The organism is Corynebacterium sp. 51B (genome assembly GCF_008930785.1).
Classification (GTDB): Bacteria; Actinomycetota; Actinomycetes; order Mycobacteriales; family Mycobacteriaceae; genus Corynebacterium; species Corynebacterium megadyptis.
In genome coordinates this window covers 102,769-126,035 of record NZ_PQMK01000003.1, presented here as the reverse complement: position 1 = coordinate 126,035, position 23,267 = coordinate 102,769, and the positions used below count along the sequence as shown (strand labels likewise).

Below are 23,267 nucleotides of genomic sequence, written 5' to 3'. Positions count from 1 at the left end.
GCCCTCAATAGCGCCTAGTGTGGCTATCGCCGCCGCGGATAGTTCACCTGGTAGTCGGCGAAGACCCGACGTTGTACGGCGTCGAGGGTGAGCTGCCCGCCATAGGGGAGGATCCATTGCGGCCGCGTATGCCCAAAAGGCACCCCGAACACGGCAGGCAGCTCGGGGTTATAGTGCGCAAGCTGCTCGAAGATCACATCGCACTGGGCCTGCCAGGCAGCATCCTGCTGCATCTTTGAGGGAATAACCTCCTGCGAGCTCACCGGCGGGGAGGCGACCATGAGCCCCGAGGCGACGTCGAAAAGCCCCCACTCGCCGAGCGCGCGCACCCACCGCATGATCTGATCCGGTGGGGTGAGGTGCTCGCAGGCTTCGAGCAGAATGATGTGACCCCGCAGCTTGTCCAGCGTCGGCATACGCCCCGCCATGGCTAGCTGATCAATCACCTCAATGCAGCCGCCCCAAGTGGCACCGCTGACGCGATCGCGCGCCCCGCGCCACTGCCACGGGCGCGCCGGGCGGCGCTCACCGAAGCTGCGCAATGCCGCAGGCTGGGTCCAGTCCACCCCAACATCTTCCGAGGCGTCCACTGGGGTGATCTCGAGGTGGCCGCCATCGCGCAGAGCGGCGAGGAAGGAGGCGCGGTGCTCGGGATCGATATACGGCCCGGACCCGAGGTGCACATGGGTGGAACCGCCATAGAAGCTCTGAATCCCCAGCTGCCAGAGATGGTTGTGCAGGTTGGTGTTATCGGAGTAGCCGAGGAAGGGCTTGGGGTTGTGCCGAATCACCTCATCATCCAGATGCGGGATCACCTGGAGCTGATCGTCGCCGCCAATGACGGCGAGTATCCCAGCGACCGTGGGGTCGGCGAAGGCCGCGGTGATATCGCGGGCACGATCCTCGGCGGGGGCACCGACGGTGCGGGTGCTGGGAAACTCCACTGGCTCGAATCCGAGCTCCCGCAGGCGCGTAAGCGCTTGAGCATAGACCTCAGGGAAAGCGCCGGCGGCAGCGAAAGAGGGCGAGATAACAGCGAGTTTCATAGCCTCTTACTCTAGCGGCGGCAGCGGCGGCAGACACGGGGACGTCTTAGCGGCCCGTGGTGAAACGTGTTTTCACGCGGTGGGCGTCCTCATCCATTCCCAGCGTGAGGCAAGGAGTGCAGCGTCTTCTTCAACAGCGGCGCTGGGGCTTGCGGGCCGCGCAGCTGATGCAGCAGTGCGGCGTGCAGCTCATAGAGATAAGCGAGCTGCGTGGCCGCTGAAGCCGAAAGCTGGTCGATATCGAAGATCCCGCCTGCTCTTCCGCGCCCTGTGTTACCGTGCGCTCGAGCTCGGTGAGCAGCTGATCCAAGGTGAGGCCCGTGGTAGTGATGATTGAGGAAACAGCTGCGACATTGTCTGCCAAACACTCGGTCATACATTCGGAAGGAGCCACACGATGGCATCCGGATTTTTGTTTAGACACATTCTCTGCCCAGAAAGGCTCCCGCTCATGCCCGAATGTGTGGTTTTTCACGTGGTGTGGGGCGGTTTAGGTACTGCGATAGTGCGCTAAAGCTGGCATAATAAAAACCAAAGCGCACATATCGGATCGGCTATCCGCAGCCTCGCTGCCTCCGTGGTTGGGCTGCGGCAGTCGCCTCGAGAAGATGCGTCGCCAACCACACTCTATGGAGGGATTTTCTTCATGCCAATTGCAACCCCCGAGGTCTACAACGAGATGCTGAACAAGGCCAAGGAGGGCGGCTTCGCCTATCCGGCTATCAACTGCACCTCTTCCGAGACCATCAACGCCGCGCTCAAGGGCTTCGCTGACGCTGAGTCTGATGGCATCATTCAGTTCTCCACTGGCGGCGCTGAGTTCGGTTCCGGTCTCAATGTGAAGAACAAGGTTGCTGGCGCGTGCGCACTGGCCGCTTTCGCGCACGAGGCAGCCAAGCACTACGGCATCAACGTTGCCCTGCACACCGATCACTGCCAGAAGGAAGTTCTGGACGAGTACGTGCGTCCGCTGATCGCGATCTCTCAGGAGCGCGTGGATCGCGGTGAGTTGCCGTTGTTCCAGTCCCACATGTGGGATGGTTCCGCTGTGCCGATCGACGAGAACCTTGAGATCGCCCAGGAACTGCTGGAAAAGGCCCGTAACGCCAATATCGTTCTCGAGGTAGAGATCGGTGTCGTCGGCGGCGAGGAGGACGGCGTGGAGGCCAAGGCTGGCGCTAACCTCTACACCTCTGAGGAAGACTTCGCTAAGACCATTGATGCTCTCGGTACCGGTGAGAACGGCCGCTACCTGCTGGCCGCTACCTTCGGTAATGTTCACGGCGTGTACAAGCCGGGCAACGTCAAGCTGCGCCCCGAGGTTTTGGACATGGGCCAGAAGGTGGCAGAAAAGAAGCTCGGCCTGGATGCCGGTTCTAACCCCTTCGACTTCGTCTTCCACGGTGGTTCCGGCTCCGAGAAGGAAAAGATCGAGGAGTCCCTGCGCTACGGCGTGATCAAGATGAATGTGGACACCGACACCCAGTACGCGTTCACCAACCCGGTCGCCCGCCACATGTTCGCTAACTACGATGGCGTGTTCAAGATCGACGGCGAGGTCGGAAACAAGAAGGTCTACGATCCCCGCTCCTACATGAAAAAGGCCGAGACCGGCATGGCCGAGCGCATCGTGGAGGCCTGCCAGGACCTCCACTCCGCTGGCACCTCCGTATCCAAGTAACACCCCCCTTCACACCCTCCCCACAGCACACCACGCAACGGGGAGGGTGTTCGCATGTCTGGGGGTCTTCCTTCGACGTCCGCTCAGTGCGCTGCTCACTCGCCGCTTCGCTCCCGGGTGCTCGGACGTCCACCCCAGCACCCGAGCTCCCGTCCCCGCGCCGCAGTATCCACCCCGCGCCGCTGCCCACCCTCACACCCCCGCGCGCAGTACTACCGCCCCCAGCCTGGCCACGAGGGCCGCGCTGGGGGCGGTAGGTGCGTGTTATGCGCTTGTTGCGAGCCGGCTAGCGGGCTAGCGGGCTAGCGAACGAGCACGAGCGATCTAGCGATCTAGCGGCGGGTGAGCCACGAGATCAGGCTGCGGCGCTCAGAGCGCTCGTAGTCGGTGGTGTCGGTGGTGATCCGCTCGTAGATCTCGGTCTGCTCGGAGACGATCTCCAGGGTGGAGTTGACTTCCTCCAGCTCGCGCTCGAGCTCGGCACGCTCATTGAGCTTGTCCTCGGAATCGATCTGCTCCTCCGGAGTGGTGTTCTCCAGCTTTTCCTCGATGTCCTTCTTGCGGCCTTCCAGCTCGTTCTTGGCGGTGCGGGCGCGGCGCAGGTCTTCCTCAAGCGTCTCGCCGCGGCGGTGACGCTCCACGCGCTCCCGCTCCTTGGCGTCGCGCTCCCGCTTCTCGTTCATGATGCGATCAGCGTCGGCGGTGCTCGTCACGGGCTGGCTGCGCACTAGGTTGAAGTCCGGCTCATAGCCTTCCACTGGCTGGTGCAGGTTCAGCGGGCGGGCGAGATCGTTGTTGCCGACCTGGCGGAACACGGTGGTGGTGATCTTGCCCTGATCGGAGCGCCAGATCCAGTCGGCGCCGAGCAGCTGGCCGAAGTAGCCCTTGCCCTCGATCCAAGCGGGTCCGCCAGAGTCGCCGTGATCGCTGCCCACGTCAGCGGTGATGGCCACCGGGCCGGTCAGGTACAGGATCGGGGAGCAGGCGATGCGCTGGGTGCGGTTGCCGTAGGTGCACAGCTTGTCGCCAACCTCCGGCTGGGCGATGGTGTCGCCAGAGAAGTAGTTCTGGCCGATGTACTTGGAGTCGTAGAACTCGATGTAGGCCACGTCGGCCATGCGGCTCACCGGCCCCCAGCGGGAGTCGTTGCTGTTTTGTACGGCGGCGAACACGTCGGGGTAGATGTGGTGCAGGCGGCCGATGGGGGTGTAGAAGGCGTCGTAGACCTCGGTGCCGTTGGCGCCGCAGTGGGCGTCGGTCCAGGCGCGGCCATTGGCCTCGTCCACGTAGCCGATGGTGCAGGAGCTGACTTGGCCATTGCCGGCGTCGGTGAGCAGTACGTCACCTTGATCGACCAGCGCGGGGGCGGGTTCGGCGACGGCCACGGGGGCGCTGAGCAGGGGAAGTGTCACTGCTGCAGCAGCGACCGCTATCGAGCGTAGGGCTCGAGTTAGGGACATGTGTCATCCTCTCACGAATGTGGGATAGGGGGTGACGAAATCCTAAGCCGTAAAGTAACGAATCTACAACAGATGAAAAGCGCTGCGAACTGATTATAAAACATCCCACCTGTGAGTAATATGCCTTCTTTTTGCTTATCGACGCCACCCTCAGTCACCCTCATGTGGGGGCGAATCGGCCCCAGCCTCGTCTATGTGTCCTCTCAGGATCGGCTGCAAGGGGCGCGTTTAACTGGGGATATGTCAGCAACTGCCCATCAGGGGCCGGCATATAACCGCCCCTCCCAGCAGGAAGCAAAAAATTCACCTACCCGCATAACGGTGCTACCACCAAGCCACGTGCTCAGCCTTGACTGGGTAGAGAAAAGGGCGCCCGAACCCTATGGTTCGAACGCCCTGAATCTGGCGCTAACTAGGACTGTGCGCGGTGTCCTTCGCGATAGACCTCACGCACCTGCATCTGCTCGTCCCACACCACGAGATTGGCGGGGCCCTCGCTCACGCTGGCGCGGTGGGCGAGGTTCAGCAGCCCGTGGCCGGAGGTGGCGGAGCGCAGTACCTGCGGCAGCGGCAGGCCGACGGAGCTTTGGAGACGCACCTGGTCGCTGACCCGCGAGGTGCCGCCGGCGATGGAGCCTTCGCTGCCATCCTCGGTGCGCAGCCGGGCGACGCCATCGCGGACGGTGACGGCGAGTGCGCCGAGCACATAGTCGCCATCGGCCTTGCCGGCCGCCCCCATCGCATCGGAGACGAAGGTGGCCGCGGGATAGCCCACGGTGTTGAGCACCATCTGCACGGTGTGGTTATCCAGATGCACGCCATCGGCGATGAGCTCCACGGAGACGTCCTCGCGCTGGGAGGCGGCGTCGAGAAGCGCAGCGATGGGCCCGGGATTGCGGTGGTGCAGCGAGGGCATGGCATTGAACAGGTGCGTGGCTGTTACCTGCGCGCCCTGGCCGGTGGCATAGTCCACGATCGCGGCGGTCTCGTCGAAGTTCGCATCCGTGTGCCCCAAGGAGACGATGATGTCATGCTGCACACACAGATCCACCAGCTCTCGGGCGTGATCGGTTTCTGGGGCGAAGGTGATCGAGCGCAGCTGGCCGCGCGCGGCCTCGATCATCTCGCGGAAGAACTCGGGGTCGCCGGGGATGATGGCGGCTGGGTCCTGGGCGCCGCAGCGGCAGGTGTTGACGAAGGGCCCTTCGGCGTGGATGCCATCGAGGCTGCCTTCCTCCACCAGGCTGGCGAGGATGCCGAGCTGGGGCAGTAGCACCTCTCGGGTCTGCGAGACTGTGGAGGCCAAAAGCGTTGTGGTGCCAAATCGCCGGTGGTGCAGCGCGGCCTCGCGGCATTCCTCCAGCGAGGAGGTGGGAAAGGAGAAGCCCGCGCCGCCGTGGTTGTGCAGGTCCGCCAGTCCAGGGGTGATGACAAGCCCGGTGTCCACGGGCTTATCGAGGCGTTCGATGGCGGCGCTGCCGGAGCTATCGATGCTCACTCGGGCTGGATAGCCGGGCTGGCCTGGTTGGATGAGAGTGCCAATGTACTCAGTCATGATCCACTCCTTCGCGAGCGCGAGCTGCCTCGACGAAGCGGGCGGTCACCCACGCGGTATCTGTGATGGCGGTGCCCACGATAATGGCGTCGGCACCGGCCTCCAAGCCGGCGCTGACGGCCTCGGGGCTGTGATAGCGGCCCTCACCGATGAGGAAGACTTCTGGGCCGATGGCGGCGCGAACCTCGCGCACCAGCTCGAGGTCGGGGCCGGTGGTGGCGGCGCGGTGCTCGGTGTAGCCGGCCAGGGTGGTGGAGACAATATCGGCGCCGGCGGCCACCGCCGCAGTGGCCTCGGAGACGGTGGCGATATCGGCCATAGCCAAGGCGCCGGCCTCGTGCACGGCGCGCACCTGCTCGGCGAAGCTCGAGCCATCTTGGCGGGGCCGCTGGGTGGCGTCGATGGCCACCACCTGCGCGCCCGCCTCGGCCACGGCCACGGCGGAGGCCACGGTGGGGGTGATGTAGACGCCCGTATCGCCTTCCTTGGTTAGCCCGATCACTGGCACGGATACGGCTGCGGCCACGGCGCGGATATCGGCCAGCCCGCCATAGCCGCCGCAGCGGATAGCGGTGGAGCCGCCGTGCTCGGCGGCGGCCGCTAACCGAGCGATGGTGTGGGTATCGCGGAGCGGATGCCCATCGGGGGCTTGGGCGGAGACGATGAGGCTACCGCGAACCTGGGTGCTGAAGTCGGTGAGGGATAGAGACAAGGGAATTCTCCTCAAGTGACGAATGCGTAAAAGACGGGGAAGGAAGCTCAGGCAGGAACCAGTGCGGCCGCGCCGATGAGCGGGGCGTCGTGGCCGAGCTGGGCGGGCAGGATGTCAATGGTGTCCAGTGGCTGCAGGGAATAGGTGCGGAATGCCCGCTTGAAGGGGCAGAGCACCACATCGCCAAGATTGCCCACACCGCCGCCGAGGATGATGGCATCGACGTCGATGGCGCTGGCCAGCCCGGCGATGGCTTCTCCCAGGTTGAGCATGCAGCGTTTAATCACGCGCTGGGCGAGTTCGTCCTGCTCATAGCGGGCCATGATGGCGCGCAGATCCAGCGCCTCTGCCTCTTTGTACCCGGCCGCGCGGTTATAGGTGGCGGCCAGTCCCGTCCCGGAGGCGAAATCCTCGATGGGGGCGGCCATGCCCTCGAAGTCGCGGCCGATGATCCGGCGCAGCTCCCCTGCGGTGAAGTGGGGGGATTCGGCGAGTGTGCCGTGGAAGACGAATGCCCCGCCCACCCCGGTGCCGAGGCTGAGAAAGAGCGTGCGCTGATAGCGGGCACCGGCGCCATAGCGGGATTCCCCGAGGCCCAGCACGCGCACGTCATTGGCTACGTGCACCTCTAGGCCGGTGGCGGCGCTGAGATCTGTGCGGATATCGGTGCCGGCCCAGCCAGGCATGGTGGGCCCGGCGGAGACCACCACCCCGCGGGCGGGGTCGATCACGCCCGGGGCGCCGATGCCGAGGGCGTGTGGCGGCTGCGGGGCGGCGTCGATAAGCGGACGGATGAGCTCGGCGATGCTGGGGATGATCTGGCTGGCCGCGGGGGTGGCAGTGCGTACCTGCTGGATCACCTCGGTGGGGCGTTCGGTGTCGATGAGGCCGGCGGCGATTTTTGTGCCGCCGAGGTCGATGCCGATGACATACCGGCTCACTGCTCGCACCCCTCGGCGGCCAATTGCTCGGAGATGACGCGCCGCAGCGGCCGATAGTGCTGCTCGATGACGTCCTTATAGGCCTGCATATCGCCGGCTTCGAGGGCGTCGATCATCAGCTCGTGGGCGTTGATGGTGTCTTCCATGTCCTTCGGGGTGGTCACGCCGATGATGGGAATGGCGCGGGTGTGGACCTCCCACATGGCCATGGTGAGCTCACGCAGCAGGGGATTGGATTGCTGGTCGATGAGCTCCTGGTGAAAGGCGCGATCGTGCTCGGCGAAGGACTGCCCCTTATCCCAGGCGGCGCGCATATCGGCCACATGCTGGCGCAGGGTGGCGGTGGAGGTGGCGCGATAATGTGCCATGAGGTCCTCGGCGGCGGCGAGATCGAAGGCGATGCGGGTATCCACCACGTGCTTGAGCTGTTGGAGTGCGACCTTCTCATTGAGGCTCATGCGCAGCACCATGCCGTTAATCAATGGTGCCAGCGACATCTGCCCCACATAGGTGCCGTAGCCGTGGCGAACCTCCACCACATCCAATGTGGAGAGGGTGCGCATTGCTTCGCGCACGGAGGAGCGAGAGACGTTGAGGAGTTCACAGAGCGCGGCCTCGGAGGGCAGCACGTCCCCGGGGGTGAGCTTATGTTCGCGGATATAGTCCTCGATCGCCGTGGCAGTGGGACTAATGCCGTGGGAGTTCTTGCGGACGGGCATGACATTTTCAGCTTTCTTGGGTGGTGGGGGTGGCCACTGGGCGGCAGGTGGCTATCGACGCTTATCGACGTTGCCCGCCTGGTGTGCTGCCACCGTCGTGTGCACCTATATGGGGGTAGGGGCGGGCCGTTTTCGGGCTCTACGGCGGGGAAGTGGCCGGATGTAGTTGTCTTTAGGGGCAAGTTTAACAGAAGCGCTTTACCTCATCAGATGTCTGACGTACTATTGAGGTAGGCAGTGATCTGGACCTCTTTCTTTCTAAGCCTTATGGTTCAATCACATCCTCACTGACACAATGAATACATAGGGTCTACGCCCCGCGCCAGCGTGGCCGGTGCAATGTCCCGCTCTCAATTTCATATTCCGCATCAGGCACCTCCCGTCGAGACGCCACGCGTCGCTCCACCGCCGGGACCGAGTAGGAACAAAGGAAGCAGCCATTATGACTGATTCAATGCACCGCCCATTTAGCCGTCGTGATTTTTTCCGCATCACCGGCGCTCTCGGTGCCGCCGCTGGCCTCACCGCCACTCTGGCGGCCTGTGGGTCCGGTAATGGCGACGGCGGGGTGCAGCAAGAGCCCGCCAAGGCCGAGGATGCCAAGGACGATGGCACCATCAACGCCGCCATCTCCTATGAGCTGGGCACCAACGGCTATGACCCGATGACCACCACCTCCGCGCTCACCTTGGCCGCCAACTGGCACACCCTCGAGGGCCTCACGGAAATGGACCCCGTCACCGGCGAGTCCTATGCGGCCCTGGCCAAGGAGATGCCGGAACTCGACGGCACCACCTCCGAAATTCAGCTGCGCGATGGCGCCGTCTTCCATGACGGCACCCCCGTCACCGCCGATGACGTCGTGTTCTCCTATGAGCGCGTGATGGACGATGCCAATAAGTCCCTCTACGCCTCCTTCGTCCCCTTCATCGACAAGGTGGAAAAGAAGGATGACTCCACCGTCATCATCACCACCAAGCACGAGACCGGCGTGTTCGCTGATCGCCTCTCGGTCATCAAGATCGTGCCCAAGGCCCTAGTGGAGTCCGATCCCGAGGGCTTCGACGCCAACCCCACCGGCACCGGCGCCTACCGCATGACCGATAACGGCGGCACCTCCAAGAAGGTGCAGTTCGAGCGCTTCGATGACTACACCGGCCCCAAGCCGGCCCGCGCCGCCGCCATGACCTGGCAGATCATCCCCGATGCCTCCACCCGCACGAACGCCATGCAGTCCGCCGAGGTGCAGGCCATCGACTCGGTGCCCTACCTCTCCGTGGAGCAGCTCAAGGCCGTGTCCACCGTGGAGTCCGTGCAGGGCTTCGGATTGCTCTTTGCCATGTTCAACAACACCAAGGACAATCCCTTCTCGGATGTGAAGAACCGCCAGGCCTTCCTCTACGGCATTGATATGGAGAAGATTATCTCTACCGCAATGCTCGACCAGGCTGCCCCGGCCACCTCCTTCCTGCAGAAGGAGCACCCGAACTACCACGAAGCCTCCACCGTCTACAGCTATGAGCCGGACAAGGCCAAGAGCCTGTTCAAGGAGACCGGCCTGACCAAGCTGCGGATGCTGTGCACCGACCACGACTGGGTGAAGAAATGCACCCCGCTCATCGAGCAGTCCATCTCCGGTCTGGGCATCGAGGTGGAGTTCATCGAGAAGAAGTCCTCCGATGTCTACAACACCATCGACGGCAAGCCCGATGCCTATGACGTGGTGATCGCCCCCGGCGACCCGAGCGTCTTCGGCAATGACCCCGATCTGCTCATGCGCTGGTGGTACGCCGGCGACACCTGGACCGATTCCCGCATGCACTGGAAGGGCACCGAGTCCTATGACAAGGTGCAGGAGTTGCTGGATAAGGGCCAGCGCGCCACCGATCCCACCGACCAGCAAAACGCTTGGAATGAGCTCTATGACGTTCTGTCTGAGAATGTTCCTCTCTATCCGCTCTTCCACCGCAAGGCACCCACAGCCTATGACGCCACCACCTTGGTGGACTTCCAGCCAATTTCTCTCACTGGCTTGAGCTTCGTGGGTGTGGGCACCACCCAATAAAACGGGGCCGATCCGCGGGGCGCCGCGCAGCCTGCTGCGCGCCCGTGGACGCCGGCACCCCTGACCGCCGCGGCCCACATCGCCGCATCACTCCTAGGCCGCCGTGGGGCGGATTGCACCCCCACCTGCCCGACGGCGGCCTTGTGTATGCACGAAATGAGAAGAAGAATCTATGTCTAACCTGATCCGACTGATCGGCCGGCGCCTGGTGGCGCTGCCCATCATGGTCCTTGGTGTGACGTTCTTGGTGTTCTTCATCATGTCCTTTAGCCCTGCCGATCCTGCCCGCCTCGCGCTGGGCGAAGCGGCCTCGCTAGAAGCGCTGGAGAACTACCGCGAAACGCACGGCCTCAATGATCCGCTCCTCGTCCGCTATGGCAGCTTCCTCGTGAACATGGTGCAGGGCGATCTGGGCACCACCACCGGTAATACTCCCGTGGTGGACGTGATCGCTCAAGCCTTCCCCATCACCCTGCAGCTCACCTTCCTCGGCCTCATCATCGCCGCTGTCCTCTCGCTCATCTTCGGCGTGGTGGCAGCCCTCTACCGCGACCGCTGGCCGGACCAGGTCATCCGCGTGTTCTCCATCGCGGCGCTGGCCACCCCCTCCTTCTGGTTGGCCATCCTGCTGATCCAGTGGCTGGGCACTATCCCCGGCGGCGCCGGAGTATTCCCCGCGCTCATCACCAGCTGGGTGCCCTTCTCCGAGGATCCCGCGACCTATGTGAATAACATGTTCCTGCCCGCAGTGGCCTTGGCGCTGCCCGTCGCCGGCTCGCTCACCCGCGTGGTTCGTACCGCGATGGTGGAGGAGCTGGATAAGGATTATGTGCGCACCGCCATCGGCTCCGGTATTCCGAAGCGGGAAGTGATTTCCCGCAATGTGCTGCGCAATGCACTGATCACCCCGATCACTGTGCTGGGCCTGCGCGTCGGCTATCTCATGGGTGGCGCAGTGATCATCGAGATCATCTTCAATATCCAAGCCATGGGCCAGCTCATTCTGGACGGCGTGACCCGCAACGATGTGTACCTGGTGCAAGGCGTGACGCTCACCGTGGCCATCGCCTTCATCATCATCAACATCATCGTGGACATGTTGTACGTTCTCGTTAACCCGCGGATCAGGAGCATCTAATGCGTAAAAAACTGACTGCTCAACTCGAATCCAACGCCGGTGCGCGCTTCCAAGGTCTGCGTGCATTGCCCCTGATCTCCAAAGTCGCACTCGGCTTTGTGCTGCTCGTGGCACTCATGGCGATTCTCGCGCCGCTGATTGCCCCCTATGATCGTCTCGCCACCACCGGCGCCCCGATCGAACCGCCCAGCAGTGCCCACTGGTTTGGTACTGATTCCATCGGCCGCGACATCTTCTCCCGCGTGGCCTATGGTGCCCAGTCCTCCCTGATTATCGGCCTCTGCGCCACCGCCGCTGCCCTCGCCGTGGCCGCCGTGCTCGGCTCCATCGCCGCGACCGCCGGCAAGGTGGTCTCCGAGGTGCTCATGCGCGTGCTGGACATCATCATGTCCTTTCCCGGTATCGCGCTGGCCGCCGTATTCGTGGCCGTATTCGGCAACTCCATCCCCGTGCTGGTCTTTGCCATTGGCTTCCTCTACGTGCCGCAGCTCTCCCGCGTGGTGCGCGCTAATGTGCTCGCCGAGTTCGGCGAGGACTATGTCTCCGCCGCCAAGGTGATGGGCTCTGGGGTGCCGCATATCCTGTTCAAGCACGTGGCTCGCAATACCATCGCCCCCATCGCGGTGTTCGCCACCGTGCTCGTGGCCGATGCCATCGTTTTCGAGGCCTCGCTGTCCTTCATTAACGCCGGCGTGAATCCGCCCGAGCCCTCCTGGGGCAATATCCTGGCCGATGGCAAGCAGGTACTGCTCAACGGCGCGTGGTGGCCCACCTTTTTCCCCGGCCTGATGATTCTGCTCACCGTGCTGGCGCTGAATATTCTCTCCGAGGGGCTTACCGACGCCATGGCCTCCCCGCGGATCAAGCCCACCGCCGCTACGACGGACGAGGGCGAGACCGTGCAGGGCCGCGACACCCTCGGTGTGGTCTCCGCTGAAGAGGCCCGCGCCTCCCTGCAGACCTCGCTGGCTACCCTCCGCGAGGCCGAGTCCAAGGAAAATCGTCGCCTCGACTACACCTTGGGCAAGGAGCCGCTGATCGAGGTCAAGAACCTCTCCATCGCCTTCCCCGCCGCGCACGGCGATGTGAACATTGTGGATAACATCAGCTTCACCGTCGCTCCAGGCCAAACCATGGGGCTGGTGGGCGAGTCCGGCTGCGGTAAATCCATCGTGTCCATGGCGATCATGGGGCTGCTTCCGAGTACCGCCCGCATCACCGGCGAGATCCTCTTCGATGGCAAGAATGTTCTCGAGCTCTCGCCCGAGGAGCACAATGCCCTGCGTGGCCACGATATGGCCATGATCTACCAGGATGCGCTCAGCTCGCTGAACCCCTCCATGCTGATTAAGTCCCAGCTGCATCAGCTGATTCGCCGCGGTGGCAAGCGCTCCGCGGAGGAGCTGCTGGAGCTGGTGGGACTCGACCCCGAGCGCACCCTCAAGTCCTATCCGCACGAGCTCTCGGGTGGTCAGCGCCAGCGCGTGCTGATCGCCATGGCCCTGACGCGCAACCCGCGACTGCTCATCGCCGATGAGCCCACCACGGCCCTGGACGTCACCGTCCAACACCAAGTGGTGGACCTGCTCAATGAGCTGCGCGACAAGCTCGGCTTCTCCATGATCTTCGTCAGCCACGACCTCGCGCTTGTGGCCAAGCTGGCCCACAAGATCACCGTGATGTACGCCGGCCAGGTGGTGGAGCAGGGCAATACCCGCGAACTGCTCGCCGATCCGCGACACGAGTACACCCGCGGCCTGCTCGGCGCCGTGCTGTCCATCGAAGCCGGTGCTGACCGGCTCTACCAGGTGCCCGGTACCGTGCCCAGTCCGCGCGAGTTCGTGGAGGGCGACCGCTTTGCCCCCCGTTCCTCCTATCCGGAGATCGGCTTGAACGAAAAGCCCGAGCTGCGCCCAGTGGATGGTTCCCCCAGCCACTCCTACGCTGCCACCGACCAGCTACTGAATAGCTTGAAGGGAGCCTAGATCACGATGGCTAAGAAGAAAGCTGCAGCTGCCGCAGAGCCGCTGATTCAGCTCAATGACATCAACGTTATTCACAAGACCCGCACGGGTAAGCTCTTCCGCCCCGATAAGGTGCACGCCAATAAGGACGTGAATCTGAGCATTCGCCGCGGCGAGGTCGTGGGTATCGTGGGCGAGTCCGGCTGCGGTAAGTCCACGCTCGCCAGGGTGATGGTGGGGCTGCAAAAGCCCACCTCCGGGGATGTGTTCTTCAAGGGGCGACCGATGAAGAACAACGCCAAGATGCGCAAGGAGCTCGGCCGCTCAGTATCGGTGGTGTTCCAGGACCCGGCGACCGCACTCAATCCGCGCATGAGTGTGCGCGATCAGCTGCTGGACCCGCTGCGCGTGCACAAGATTGGTAGCGAAAACGCCCGTCTGAAGCGGGTGAAGAAGCTGCTGGATCTCGTGGGCCTGCCGCAATCGGCCCTCGAAGTGCTGCCGCGCCAGATCTCCGGCGGACAGCGCCAGCGCGTGGCGATCGCCCGCGCCCTGGCCCTCGAACCCGATCTGATCATCGCCGATGAGCCCACCTCCGCGCTCGACGTCTCGGTGCGCGCCCAGGTGCTCAACCTGCTCACCGATCTCCGCAATGAGCTAGGCCTCGGCTTGGTGTTTATCTCCCACGACATCAACACTGTCCGCTATGTCTCTGATCGTATGTGCGTGATGTACAAGGGCGAGATTATCGAGGAGCAGCCTACCGACGATCTTTTCGACTCCCCGAAGCAGGACTACACCCGGACTCTGCTCGCCGCAACCCCCTCGCTGCTCTAATTCTGTAGCGTCTAGAAAGGTAATAATGACTGCTATGTCGCGAATTTCCCACGGCATTATTCCGCCGCTGTTGACTCCGCTGAGTGCAACGGGCGACATTGATATTCCGGCGCTGAAAAAGCTGATCGATCGGCTCATCGAGGCGGGCGTGGATGCCATCTTCGCTCTCGGTTCCTCCGGTGAGGTGGCTTTTCTTAGCGACGCCGACCGCACTCATATGCTCCGCACGGCCGTCGAGCACGTCGCTGGCCGGGTTCCCGTGTACGCCGGTTGCATTGATACTCAAACTAATCGCGTGATCGAGCACGTGCGCCAGGCCGAGTCCTGCGGCGTGGACGCCGTGGTGGTCACCGCCCCCTTCTACGCCATTACTGGCCCGGAGGAGATCACCCAGCACTTCCGCTTAGTGGCGCAGTCCACCGAGCTGCCGGTGGTCGCCTATGACATCCCGGTGTGCGTGCACACCAAGCTCGCCCCGGAGCTGCTCGTGGCCCTTGGCACGGAAGGCGTGCTTGCGGGAGTGAAGGATTCTTCCGGCGACGATGTGTCCTTCCGCCGTCTCGTCCAGCTCAACGAGGCCGCTGGCCACCCGCTGGTGGTGCTCACCGGCCACGAGGCCGTGGTGGATGGCGCCTTCGCCGCGGGCGCCGATGGCTGCGTGCCGGGCTTGGGCAATGTGGACCCCGCCGGCTATGTGCGGATGTGGCAGGCCTACCAGGCCGGCGATTTCCCCACGGTGATTGCCGAGCAGAATCGCTTGGCCGCGCTCTTCGAAATCGTATTCCAGCCGGTGGGCAAGGTAGGCCCAGCTGCGGGAGTGGGAGCATTTAAAACCGCCCTCGAGCTGATGGGCGTGTTCTCCTCCAACCTCATGTCCCCGCCGCTGCCGCAGATCACGGATGAGCCCTCGCGCGAGGCAATCCGCTCCATCGTGGAACGCGCCGGTCTGCTGTAGCAGCACACCGCTTGTCGACGCACCCCCTCCCGTTGCTCATGCTCGGGAGGGGGTGTGCAGGGTATGCGGGGCCGACCTAAAATAATGAGCCATGCCCCAGCCACCCCGCACGTCATCCACCACCGGCCGGGTTCTCCGCCGGCTCCGCGTCCCCAGCAGCCTCTCCGGCCGGGTGAAACGCGCCATCACTCACGGCACCCACCGCCTGAACGATTCCTGGCTGAGTATCGTTCAATCCGCGCTCGGTGCCGGTCTCGCGTTCTTCATCGCGCTGCACATCACCCACCACAACGTTCCCTTCTTTGCCCCTATGGCGGCCGTAATCGTCACCGGTATCTCCGGGGTAGGGCGCATGCGCCGCGCCATCGAGCTAATGGTGGGCGTGGTCATCGGCGTCGGTATCGGAGATCTTCTCATCGTGCAAGTGGGCTCGGGTCCCGTGCAGATCGCGGCCGCGGTGATCATCACCCAGGCGGTGGCCCGCTTTATGGACAAATCCCCGCTGGTCTCTAACCAGGCGGCGATTGGTGCGGTCCTGGTGGCCACCCTGCTCCCGCCGGGCGACGCCGGTGGCTTCGACCGCATGATTGACGCGGTGATCGGTGGGCTGGTCGCTATCCTCATGATGGCGCTGATCCCTGCCTCCCCGCTCAAAGCGGGGCGGCGGGAAATTGCCAAAGTACTCGGTATTGCCTCCGATGTCCTGGCCGATGTGGCGGCGGCCTTGCGCAGCAATGATGCCCACGCCATCGCGGAAGCGTTGGACGAGGTGCGTGGCACCCAAGGATATATCAACACCATGATCGCCGCCGCCAAGGAAGGCAAGGCCTCGGTCGAAGTATCGCCCTTCCTCTGGGGCGACGCTTCCCGCCGCGTCAATACTCTGCTAACCACTTTGGAACAGGTAGATAACGCGGTGCGCACCACCCGCGTGCTGGCGCGCCGCGCCCAAGTGCTCATTGAAGATGGGGATACGGTCAGCGATGAACAGCTTGCCCTCATTGATGAGCTCTCGGATATTACCCTGCAGCTCTCCGAGCTTTTCGACCGCGGCGAGAAAAACGTTCGGTCTCAGCAAATCCCACAGGTGGTACGACGGCTTCGTCGCCTCGGTGCTCGCATGGGCCTCGCTGTGGCCGAGGGGCGTGTGCTCTCGGCGCATATGATGCTCGGGCAGTCCCGTTCGCTGGTGGTCGATCTGCTGCAAGTATGCGGCTTGTCGCGTGATTCGGCGCAGGCGGTACTCAAGCCCACCTCCGATACCCCGCATGTGCCGCCCGAGCTCTGGGAAGACTAGGCCGCCTAAGCGCCCGCGGCCACGCTAGAGGCGAATAATCTGCGCATCGCGTAAGTGCCGGTAGAAAGTCACAGCCTCCACCGGCTTCGGGCGGGCCACCCCATCAATACTCACCCGCAGCTGCGGCCCACCGGCCTGCACGGCGCGACCCGTGAGTAGAGAGGAGGCATCGCGTTCACAGGCAGTGCTGCGGCGGAACCACCAGCGCCCTCGTGCGGGAGCAAGGGAAGTACTCAGCCGTACCGCCGCAATCCCAGGCGCATCCACCATGGGAACCACGCGGGCACCAAAAAGCCCGCGACGGGCGGGGGAGTGGTTCTCGTTATGGTGCAGGCGAGCATCATCCACGATGATCTCTCCCACGAGTTGTAGATCCTCAGGGTCGCTGATCGTCGCGTGCCCGGCCACCACGGCGCCTTTATCGTCGCGGATGAGACAGCTCGGCCGCGACGAGCCATAGCACGCCAGCCGCCAAGCAGCCGTTGGCTCGGTGGGAATCCCGAAATTCCGGGCCGCTACTGAGCCCGGATCCGTGGGCACAAAACCGATCTCAGCCCACAGCGCATCGATCTTCATCAACCGGCTGAGCACCGCCGACAGGGCGGCATCGCTGCCTACCACGATGATCCGCCACGGCTCCGCTGGCTGCTGCGGGGCAGGTTGGGGCTGGCCAAGGTGCTCCACATCGGGGCGTGCCTGGATCTCGGCCAGGCTCGGGGTGGGATCCTCGGGCAGAATATCCCGCGCCCGCGCGCCGAGAAACATCAGGTCACGCCGTTGCGGCAGCGCCGGAAGCTGCATGAGCTCGCCGGCGTCGAGGGGGCAAGAGTGAGCACCACAATTAAGCACAAGGGTGGACATGACTGCCATAGTATCTGGCTACACTGGGGGATTATGATTTTGGTGTGGTACCGCGATGACCTGCGCACAATCGATCACGCCCCGCTGGAATGGGCAAGAGAGCAGGACGAGGACATCTGCGCGGTCTACATCTGGGAAACCCCGCCACTGGGGCTGCGGCCGCTCGGGGAGGCGAGCCGCTGGTGGCTAGCCTATTCGCTGCAGGCACATCGCCGCCGCCTCGCAGATCTCGGCATTCCTTTACATATTGTGTCTGGCGATCCCGCCCAGCTGCTACCGCAGCTCGCGGCAGAGTGCGGTGCGCACACGGTTGTATGGCAGCGCCGCTACATGCCACAACTCGCGGAGCGCGATAGAGCCATCAAATCCGAGCTCTCCACCACTTATACTGTGCGCAGTTTTCCCGGCTATCTGCTGTCTGAGCCCTGGGAAGTAAAAACTAATAAGGGCACCGCCTATGCGGTCTATTCCCCCTATGCTCGTAAAGCGGGGGAGCTGCTCGAGGACCAGGGCGGTGTCGCTGACGTGCAGCCGCCAGCGCCGCAGGAGCCGTCGTGGGAGCTTGATGAGGATATTCGTGCGCTCGGCTTGGTGAGTGAGATCGATTGGGCGGCGGAGTTTCGCGAGCAGTGGCAGCCCGGCGAGGTGGGTGCGTGGGCGGCGCTGCACCGCTTTGCGCAGCGCTGTGAATCCTATGGCGACTACGCAGACAAGCGCGACTTCCCGGCCGTGCCCGCCACCTCGCGGCTCTCACCCCATTTGCGTTTCGGCGAGATCAGCCCCGCAATCCTGTGGCAGCGCGTGTCCGATCCGACGTTCCGTTCCGAGTTATTATGGCGCGAGTTCGCTTGGACTCGCCTGTGGGCGCATCCGGACCTCGCCACAACGAATGTGCGGCGACAATTCGATTCCTTCCCGTGGGCGTGGAACGGCGACGCCAGCGCCTTCCCGCTGACCCCGCCCCACGAGGAGTATGCGGAGGAGCTCACCCAGTGGCAGCGTGGCACCACCGGCGTTCCGCTCGTCGATGCCGGCATGCGCGAGCTCTGGGCCGCCGGCACAATGCATAATCGCGTGCGGATGGTGGTGGGATCGTGGCTGACAAAAAACTTGGGGATTCATTGGCGTCATGGCGAGGAGTGGTTCTGGAATTGCCTTGTCGACGCCGACTATGCCGCCAACCCTTTCAATTGGCAGTGGGTAGCGGGCTGCGGGGATGACGCTGCCCCGTACTTCCGTATTTTCAACCCCCTCACTCAGGAAAAGAAGTTCGATGCCGAGCACCGCTATATCCAACATTGGGTGCCGGAGTGGGGAACACCGCTGTATCCCGAGCCACATGTGGATGTGAAGGAGTCACGCGCCCGCGCCCTGGCCGCCTACAAAGACACCACACAACGCTGAGATAGTGGTGATGTAGACTGATTCCGGCTCTTCAGGGGGCTAGGACACTCCATACCTCTCAATAGACATAAAGGGAAGTGACACACCATGGCGGTTGTGGTCATCGTCGGCGCCCAATGGGGCGATGAAGGCAAGGGAAAAGCCACCGATATCCTCGGCGGACAAGTAGATTATGTGGTCAAGCCCAATGGCGGAAATAACGCTGGGCACACCGTGGTGGTGGGCGGTGACAAGTACGAGCTCAAGTTGCTTCCGGCGGGCGTACTGTCAGAGAACGCCACCCCTGTGTTGGGTAACGGCGTGGTTATCAACCTTGAGGCGCTTTTCGACGAGATTGATGGCCTTGAGGCCCGCGGCGCCAATGCCTCGCGGCTGCGTATCTCCGCGAACGCCCATGTGGTGGCTCCCTACCACCAGATCATTGATCGAGTGGGAGAGCGCTTCCTCGGTAAACGGGCCATTGGTACGACCGGCCGCGGCATTGGCCCCACCTATGCGGACAAGGTCTCCCGCGTGGGCGTGCGCGTGCAGGACATCTTTGATGAGTCCATCCTGCGTCAGAAGGTGGAGTCTGCCCTCGACCAGAAGAATCAAATTCTGGTGAAGATGTACAACCGTAAAGCCGTGGATCCGGAAGAGGTTGTGCAGTACTTCCTCTCCTATGCCGAACGCTTGAAGCCGATGGTGATCGAGTCCGAGTTGGAACTCAATCGCGCTATCGACGAAGGCAAGCATGTGCTCATGGAGGGTGGCCAGGCCACCATGCTGGACGTGGATCACGGCACCTATCCCTTCGTTACCTCATCGAATCCTTCAGCGGGCGGCGCCTGTGTGGGATCCGGAATCGGCCCCACCAAGGTCACCTCCTCGCTGGGCATCATTAAGGCCTATACCACGCGCGTGGGCGCCGGACCGTTCCCCACCGAGCTTTTCGATAAATGGGGCGAATTCCTGCAGACCACCGGTGGGGAAGTGGGAGTGAATACCGGCCGGAAGCGGCGCTGTGGTTGGTACGACTCCGTGGTGGCCCGCTACGCCTCCCGCGTGAATGGCTTCACTGATCTCTTCCTCACCAAACTCGATGTGCTTACGGGCATAGGAGAGATCCCCATTTGCGTTGCCTATGACGTAGACGGCACGCGCTTCGACGAGATGCCGATGACGCAATCTGACTTCCATCACGCCACGCCTATTTACGAGACCATGCCGGCGTGGGAGGAAGATATCACCGGCTGCCGTAGCTTTGAGGATCTCCCTCCCAAGGCCCAGGACTATGTGCGCCGACTGGAGGAACTGTCCGGGTGCCGTATTTCCTATATCGGTGTGGGCCCTGGGCGCGACCAAACCATCACGCGCCATCATGTGATAGAGCAAGCATAAAATTAGCCTAACCAGCCTCCTCCCGTCCCCAAACGGGGGGAGGCTTTGTGCTGCCTAAAGTGGGACGAGGGGAGTGGATCGAATATGATTCGAAAGCTCCTATGGTTGAGAAGACGCAGGTGATAGCCCTATGTGTAGTGTTTTGTTAGCAGACTCTTAAGAAACTTGTCAGCAACATGAAACGAAACCGCACGCCTGCACGATCTACCCAGTAGATACGCCGTCGCTGTACCTTAAGGAAAGATAAATTTTCTATCTTGTGGCTTCGTGTTGGGTGCTATAGCATGAGTGCCAACGCTGATTATTACAGCTACGAACTGCAGGAACGCTTAGTTCACCCAAGAATGTTTCATTCTTGGTGCTTTTTCGTGTTAATCCTCTAGCTTTCCGAGGTCAATAAATTGAATCCTTCACAACCCTCCAGGCAGCGGCTCATGAGCGCCATGGCGGTACTCATGGTGCTCATGCTTGTGGTCGGCGTAGTTACGTATGGTGCCGGTACTGCAGCTTATGCTGAGGATATTGAAGATACCTCCATAGCAACGGCCTCGGAGACCGAGAGTGACAACTCTGAGGCGGCTCAAGAAACAAAGCCCAGTAGCTCACCTGCGCCCGCTCCTTCCGTGACTAAGGCGCCCTCCACTACCTCCCAAGCTCCTCAAACTAAGCCCAAGGAGACGCGAGTAGAAGAGGGATCCACAAGCGACGAGGAAACTGTAGAGACCACGTCGAAAGAAACGGACGCCGTCGAGGATGAAGCTGACTCTGAGGATGAGCCCGTTGACATGCCACCCCTGAGGACCCTGAACCGCAAGCCGCGTGCGGCAGGTGATCCCTACCAGAAGCTGTGTGGCCAGAGAGTCGGCATTCTTGTCGATGTCTCCGGTTCGACACGCGACCATGTGAGCGAGTATCAGGAGGCACTTAGGGCTGTGCGAGACAATCTCGCAGGTACCGGCACGGAAGTGGGTGTGCGTCCCTTCGCTACCAAATCACCCGCCATATCTGGAAGAGGGTTCGCGCCGCGGGAGCTGAATGACGCTGGTGTAGCCGAATTCAATTCGTTTATCGATAACCTTGGCAGTGAATGGCCGCTGCAAGAGGTTGACAGTGCCTCAAACTACGATCTAGCCCTTAAGAGTGCCCTCGGTACGGGCTATGACCAAATCATTCTCATTGGTGATGGAGCCATCGAAAGCGGTAGTACTACTGGCAAACGGGCAGGAGTCTACAGCCATCGCGTCTACGACTCCTTCACCTATGCTGACCAGCTACGCGCTCAGGGGACCCGCCTCGTGGCCCTGAAAATGGGTAACGCCGTCACCGACGGAAACGCCGTATACTGGTCTGAAAGCCCTTTTGAACTGAACACCTACTTCCGCGACTCGGAGACTCCCCCGCCCGGTTTTGAACGTGGAACCCAAGGCGCGGTCAGAGGTGGAAATGTAAATCGACCTGAGCTTAAGAAGCTTGGAGATGCCCAGTGGAAAAAGATTGAAGGCGCAGTTGGTAGCCGAACTTACGATGGTAAAGAGCTCTTCGTCACGTGGGTATTTAAGAGTACGGCCAAATATCTCGAGCGCTTGACTGACCGTGTGGTGGAGAGCGATTATCGCGAGTTGACTGAGGATCTAGACGAACTCACTTCCGGTTGTGTCGGAACTATCAACGTGCACAAGAAGATCGTTGATGCCAATGGCAAGGTTGATAATCAAGCCGATACCGGCGGTTTCACCTTCCGCGCGGACCGTGCCCTTGTTAACGACAGGGAACAGCGCAACGTGCAGCAGTCTACCGGTAATGACGGTATGACCGAGTTCAAATACCCAGTCGCCAAAAATGGAACGGCCACCATCACGATCCAAGAGATCCTAGGTGAAGGCTCTTCCTATAAGCTGCGCCCCCAGGATGTCTCCGGTAACAAGAAAGCTGTTGCTACCTGCAAAGTGATCAACGCCGGAGCCAACGTCCCCGTCAGCTATGGCAGTGGCTCCGGTCGCGTGGTGACGTCCGATGTGTCCAACAATAGCTTTAGCATTAGCGGGCTGAAGGAAAAGGATATCGTCGACTGTACAGTCCATAACACTCACGGGGACCCTGAGCTGAGCATTGCTAAGTCGGCAAGCAGTGAACCTCGAGTGATCACCGGTGACGGCCAAGAATTTAAAGCCGAATACCAAGTAGATGTGAAGAATGACGGCACCGCGGAGGGAACGCCCGACAGCATTCGGGAAGTCCCCACCGCACCGCAGGGGCTTCGCATCCTTAAGGTAGAGGTGGATCATCCCGACAATGCGGATAGCTCCTTGATCAAGAAGCCTATTGAGCTCAATAAAGACGGAGCTGCGTGGGTTCTGCCGAAGAGCGCCATGAAGAACGTCCCCGCGAAGCAGACGCGCTCGACCAAGGTCAATGTGACCTACCGGGTGGACAATGTCAATGACCTGAAGGGAAATTTGGAATGCCCGGCTGGTGGACTGACTAACCGAGTGGAGTTGGACCGCGACAATAACGCCGAAGCCTGCGTTGGTCTCTCCATTCCCAGCGTCGCGATAGGGAAGTTCCTCAACGGTGAAGATGCAGACACCCGCGAAGACGCAGCCACCACGACTGGCGGCGGCGACACAACTATTCGCTACGACATCCGTAATGACGGAACTGCTCCGCTGGAAAAGTTCACCATTGCTGATGCGCAATTGGACCCGGATACAACAACGCCCAACGGAAAAATTGTGCCTGAAGGGCTCGAATGTAATCGCGGCGCACAAGTAGAAAAACAAGAGAATACGGTCCGCATTGTGCCCAACCGGCCTTTGGCTCCGAACGATGTCCTCACCTGTACGTGGACATCTCAGTCACTTGCCGCAGAACCGGGGCAGTATCACGCTAACCGTGCGACAGTGATGGCTAGCTTTAATGTGCCAAAGGGGCAAATGGTAAATGGAGACCCCATTAGTTCGGTCACCGATACCAATGATGCGTGGATGTTCACCCTGCCTATCTTGACGGGAAACATGCCACTTACCGGTGGCAAAGGAGTGTGGCTGTTGCTTCTTGCAGGCGTAGCTCTCACTCTCGGTGGAAGCCTAGCTCTTCGCCGTACAACCTAGAACGCAGCTGCTAATCGCGGTGGCAACACTGTTAGCTTGATTAATTGAGGAGTGACAATGGGAATCGACCGTCCTCGGTGCAATAGCGAATGATAAGGGGCACCGCCTTGCCTGTATCCCTACATTCACCTCGTGGCCGTGG

At 62.0% G+C, this 23,267-nt stretch carries 17 protein-coding genes; 10 read left to right on the top strand and 7 right to left on the bottom strand.

Annotated features, from left to right (window positions below; all coding sequences use genetic code 11):
* Positions 1-23: 23 nt before the first annotated feature.
* The gene (locus GBB14_RS04965; RefSeq protein WP_151529267.1) at positions 24-1,046 is read right to left on the bottom strand and encodes a S66 peptidase family protein; all 1,023 of its coding nucleotides are present in this window, start codon (positions 1,044-1,046) and stop codon (positions 24-26) included.
* Positions 1,047-1,692: 646 nt separating this feature from the next.
* Between GBB14_RS04965 and fbaA the strand changes: the two genes are divergently transcribed.
* Entirely contained in the window at positions 1,693-2,727 is a 1,035-nt protein-coding gene (fbaA, locus tag GBB14_RS04960; protein WP_151530480.1) for a class II fructose-bisphosphate aldolase, read from the top strand.
* A 332-nt stretch (positions 2,728-3,059) separates the two neighbouring features.
* Here fbaA and GBB14_RS04955 read toward each other — a convergent pair whose 3' ends face one another.
* From GBB14_RS04955 to GBB14_RS04935, 5 genes are all read right to left on the bottom strand, one after another.
* Complete coding sequence (locus GBB14_RS04955; RefSeq protein ID WP_151530135.1) at positions 3,060-4,187, bottom strand: hypothetical protein; 1,128 nt, start codon at positions 4,185-4,187, stop codon at positions 3,060-3,062.
* 412 nt (positions 4,188-4,599) lie between these two features.
* On the bottom strand, positions 4,600-5,742 hold the full coding sequence (locus GBB14_RS04950) for an N-acetylglucosamine-6-phosphate deacetylase (RefSeq protein ID WP_151530136.1): 1,143 nt from the start codon (positions 5,740-5,742) through the stop codon (positions 4,600-4,602).
* Positions 5,735-6,454, bottom strand: coding sequence for a putative N-acetylmannosamine-6-phosphate 2-epimerase (locus GBB14_RS04945; RefSeq protein ID WP_151530137.1), 720 nt, complete (start codon positions 6,452-6,454; stop codon positions 5,735-5,737). The genes GBB14_RS04950 and GBB14_RS04945 overlap by 8 nt, the downstream gene beginning before the upstream one ends.
* 47 nt (positions 6,455-6,501) lie before the next feature.
* A complete protein-coding gene (locus GBB14_RS04940) occupies positions 6,502-7,395 on the bottom strand; it encodes an ROK family protein (RefSeq protein ID WP_192796219.1) in 894 nt (297 codons plus the stop codon).
* Entirely contained in the window at positions 7,392-8,114 is a 723-nt protein-coding gene (locus GBB14_RS04935; RefSeq protein ID WP_151530139.1) for a FadR/GntR family transcriptional regulator, read from the bottom strand. Before GBB14_RS04935 ends, GBB14_RS04940 begins: the two co-directional genes overlap by 4 nt.
* A 454-nt stretch (positions 8,115-8,568) precedes the next feature.
* Here GBB14_RS04935 and GBB14_RS04930 point away from each other — a divergent pair, with 454 nt between their 5' ends.
* The 6 genes from GBB14_RS04930 (at position 8,569) to GBB14_RS04905 (ending at position 16,370) form a co-directional block, all read left to right on the top strand.
* Complete coding sequence (locus GBB14_RS04930; protein WP_151530241.1) at positions 8,569-10,179, top strand: ABC transporter substrate-binding protein; 1,611 nt, start codon at positions 8,569-8,571, stop codon at positions 10,177-10,179.
* A gap of 172 nt (positions 10,180-10,351) precedes the next feature.
* On the top strand, positions 10,352-11,317 hold the full coding sequence (locus GBB14_RS04925) for an ABC transporter permease (RefSeq protein ID WP_151530479.1): 966 nt from the start codon (positions 10,352-10,354) through the stop codon (positions 11,315-11,317).
* Positions 11,317-13,302, top strand: coding sequence for a dipeptide/oligopeptide/nickel ABC transporter permease/ATP-binding protein (locus GBB14_RS04920; protein ID WP_151530141.1), 1,986 nt, complete (start codon positions 11,317-11,319; stop codon positions 13,300-13,302). Before GBB14_RS04925 ends, GBB14_RS04920 begins: the two co-directional genes overlap by 1 nt.
* Before the next feature lie 6 nt (positions 13,303-13,308).
* Entirely contained in the window at positions 13,309-14,118 is an 810-nt protein-coding gene (locus GBB14_RS04915) for an ABC transporter ATP-binding protein (RefSeq protein ID WP_151530142.1), read from the top strand.
* A gap of 34 nt (positions 14,119-14,152) precedes the next feature.
* Positions 14,153-15,073, top strand: a complete 921-nt coding sequence (locus tag GBB14_RS04910) for a dihydrodipicolinate synthase family protein (protein WP_151530143.1) — start codon at positions 14,153-14,155, stop codon at positions 15,071-15,073.
* Between the two features lie 91 nt (positions 15,074-15,164).
* A complete protein-coding gene (locus tag GBB14_RS04905) occupies positions 15,165-16,370 on the top strand; it encodes an aromatic acid exporter family protein (RefSeq protein WP_151530144.1) in 1,206 nt (401 codons plus the stop codon).
* A 24-nt stretch (positions 16,371-16,394) separates the two neighbouring features.
* On the opposite strand, the gene GBB14_RS04900 is transcribed toward GBB14_RS04905, so the two are convergent.
* Positions 16,395-17,231, bottom strand: coding sequence for a hypothetical protein (locus GBB14_RS04900; RefSeq protein WP_192796217.1), 837 nt, complete (start codon positions 17,229-17,231; stop codon positions 16,395-16,397).
* A gap of 33 nt (positions 17,232-17,264) precedes the next feature.
* Here GBB14_RS04900 and GBB14_RS04895 point away from each other — a divergent pair, with 33 nt between their 5' ends.
* The 3 genes from GBB14_RS04895 to GBB14_RS04885 all read left to right on the top strand — a co-directional run bounded on the left by GBB14_RS04895 (position 17,265) and on the right by GBB14_RS04885 (position 23,125).
* Positions 17,265-18,635, top strand: coding sequence for a deoxyribodipyrimidine photo-lyase (locus GBB14_RS04895; RefSeq protein WP_151530145.1), 1,371 nt, complete (start codon positions 17,265-17,267; stop codon positions 18,633-18,635).
* A gap of 87 nt (positions 18,636-18,722) precedes the next feature.
* Complete coding sequence (locus GBB14_RS04890) at positions 18,723-20,015, top strand: adenylosuccinate synthase (protein WP_151530146.1); 1,293 nt, start codon at positions 18,723-18,725, stop codon at positions 20,013-20,015.
* A gap of 434 nt (positions 20,016-20,449) precedes the next feature.
* Positions 20,450-23,125 (top strand): hypothetical protein, encoded by a 2,676-nt coding sequence (locus GBB14_RS04885; protein ID WP_151530147.1) that lies wholly within the window; start codon positions 20,450-20,452, stop codon positions 23,123-23,125.
* The last annotated feature ends 142 nt before the right edge of the window (positions 23,126-23,267 follow it).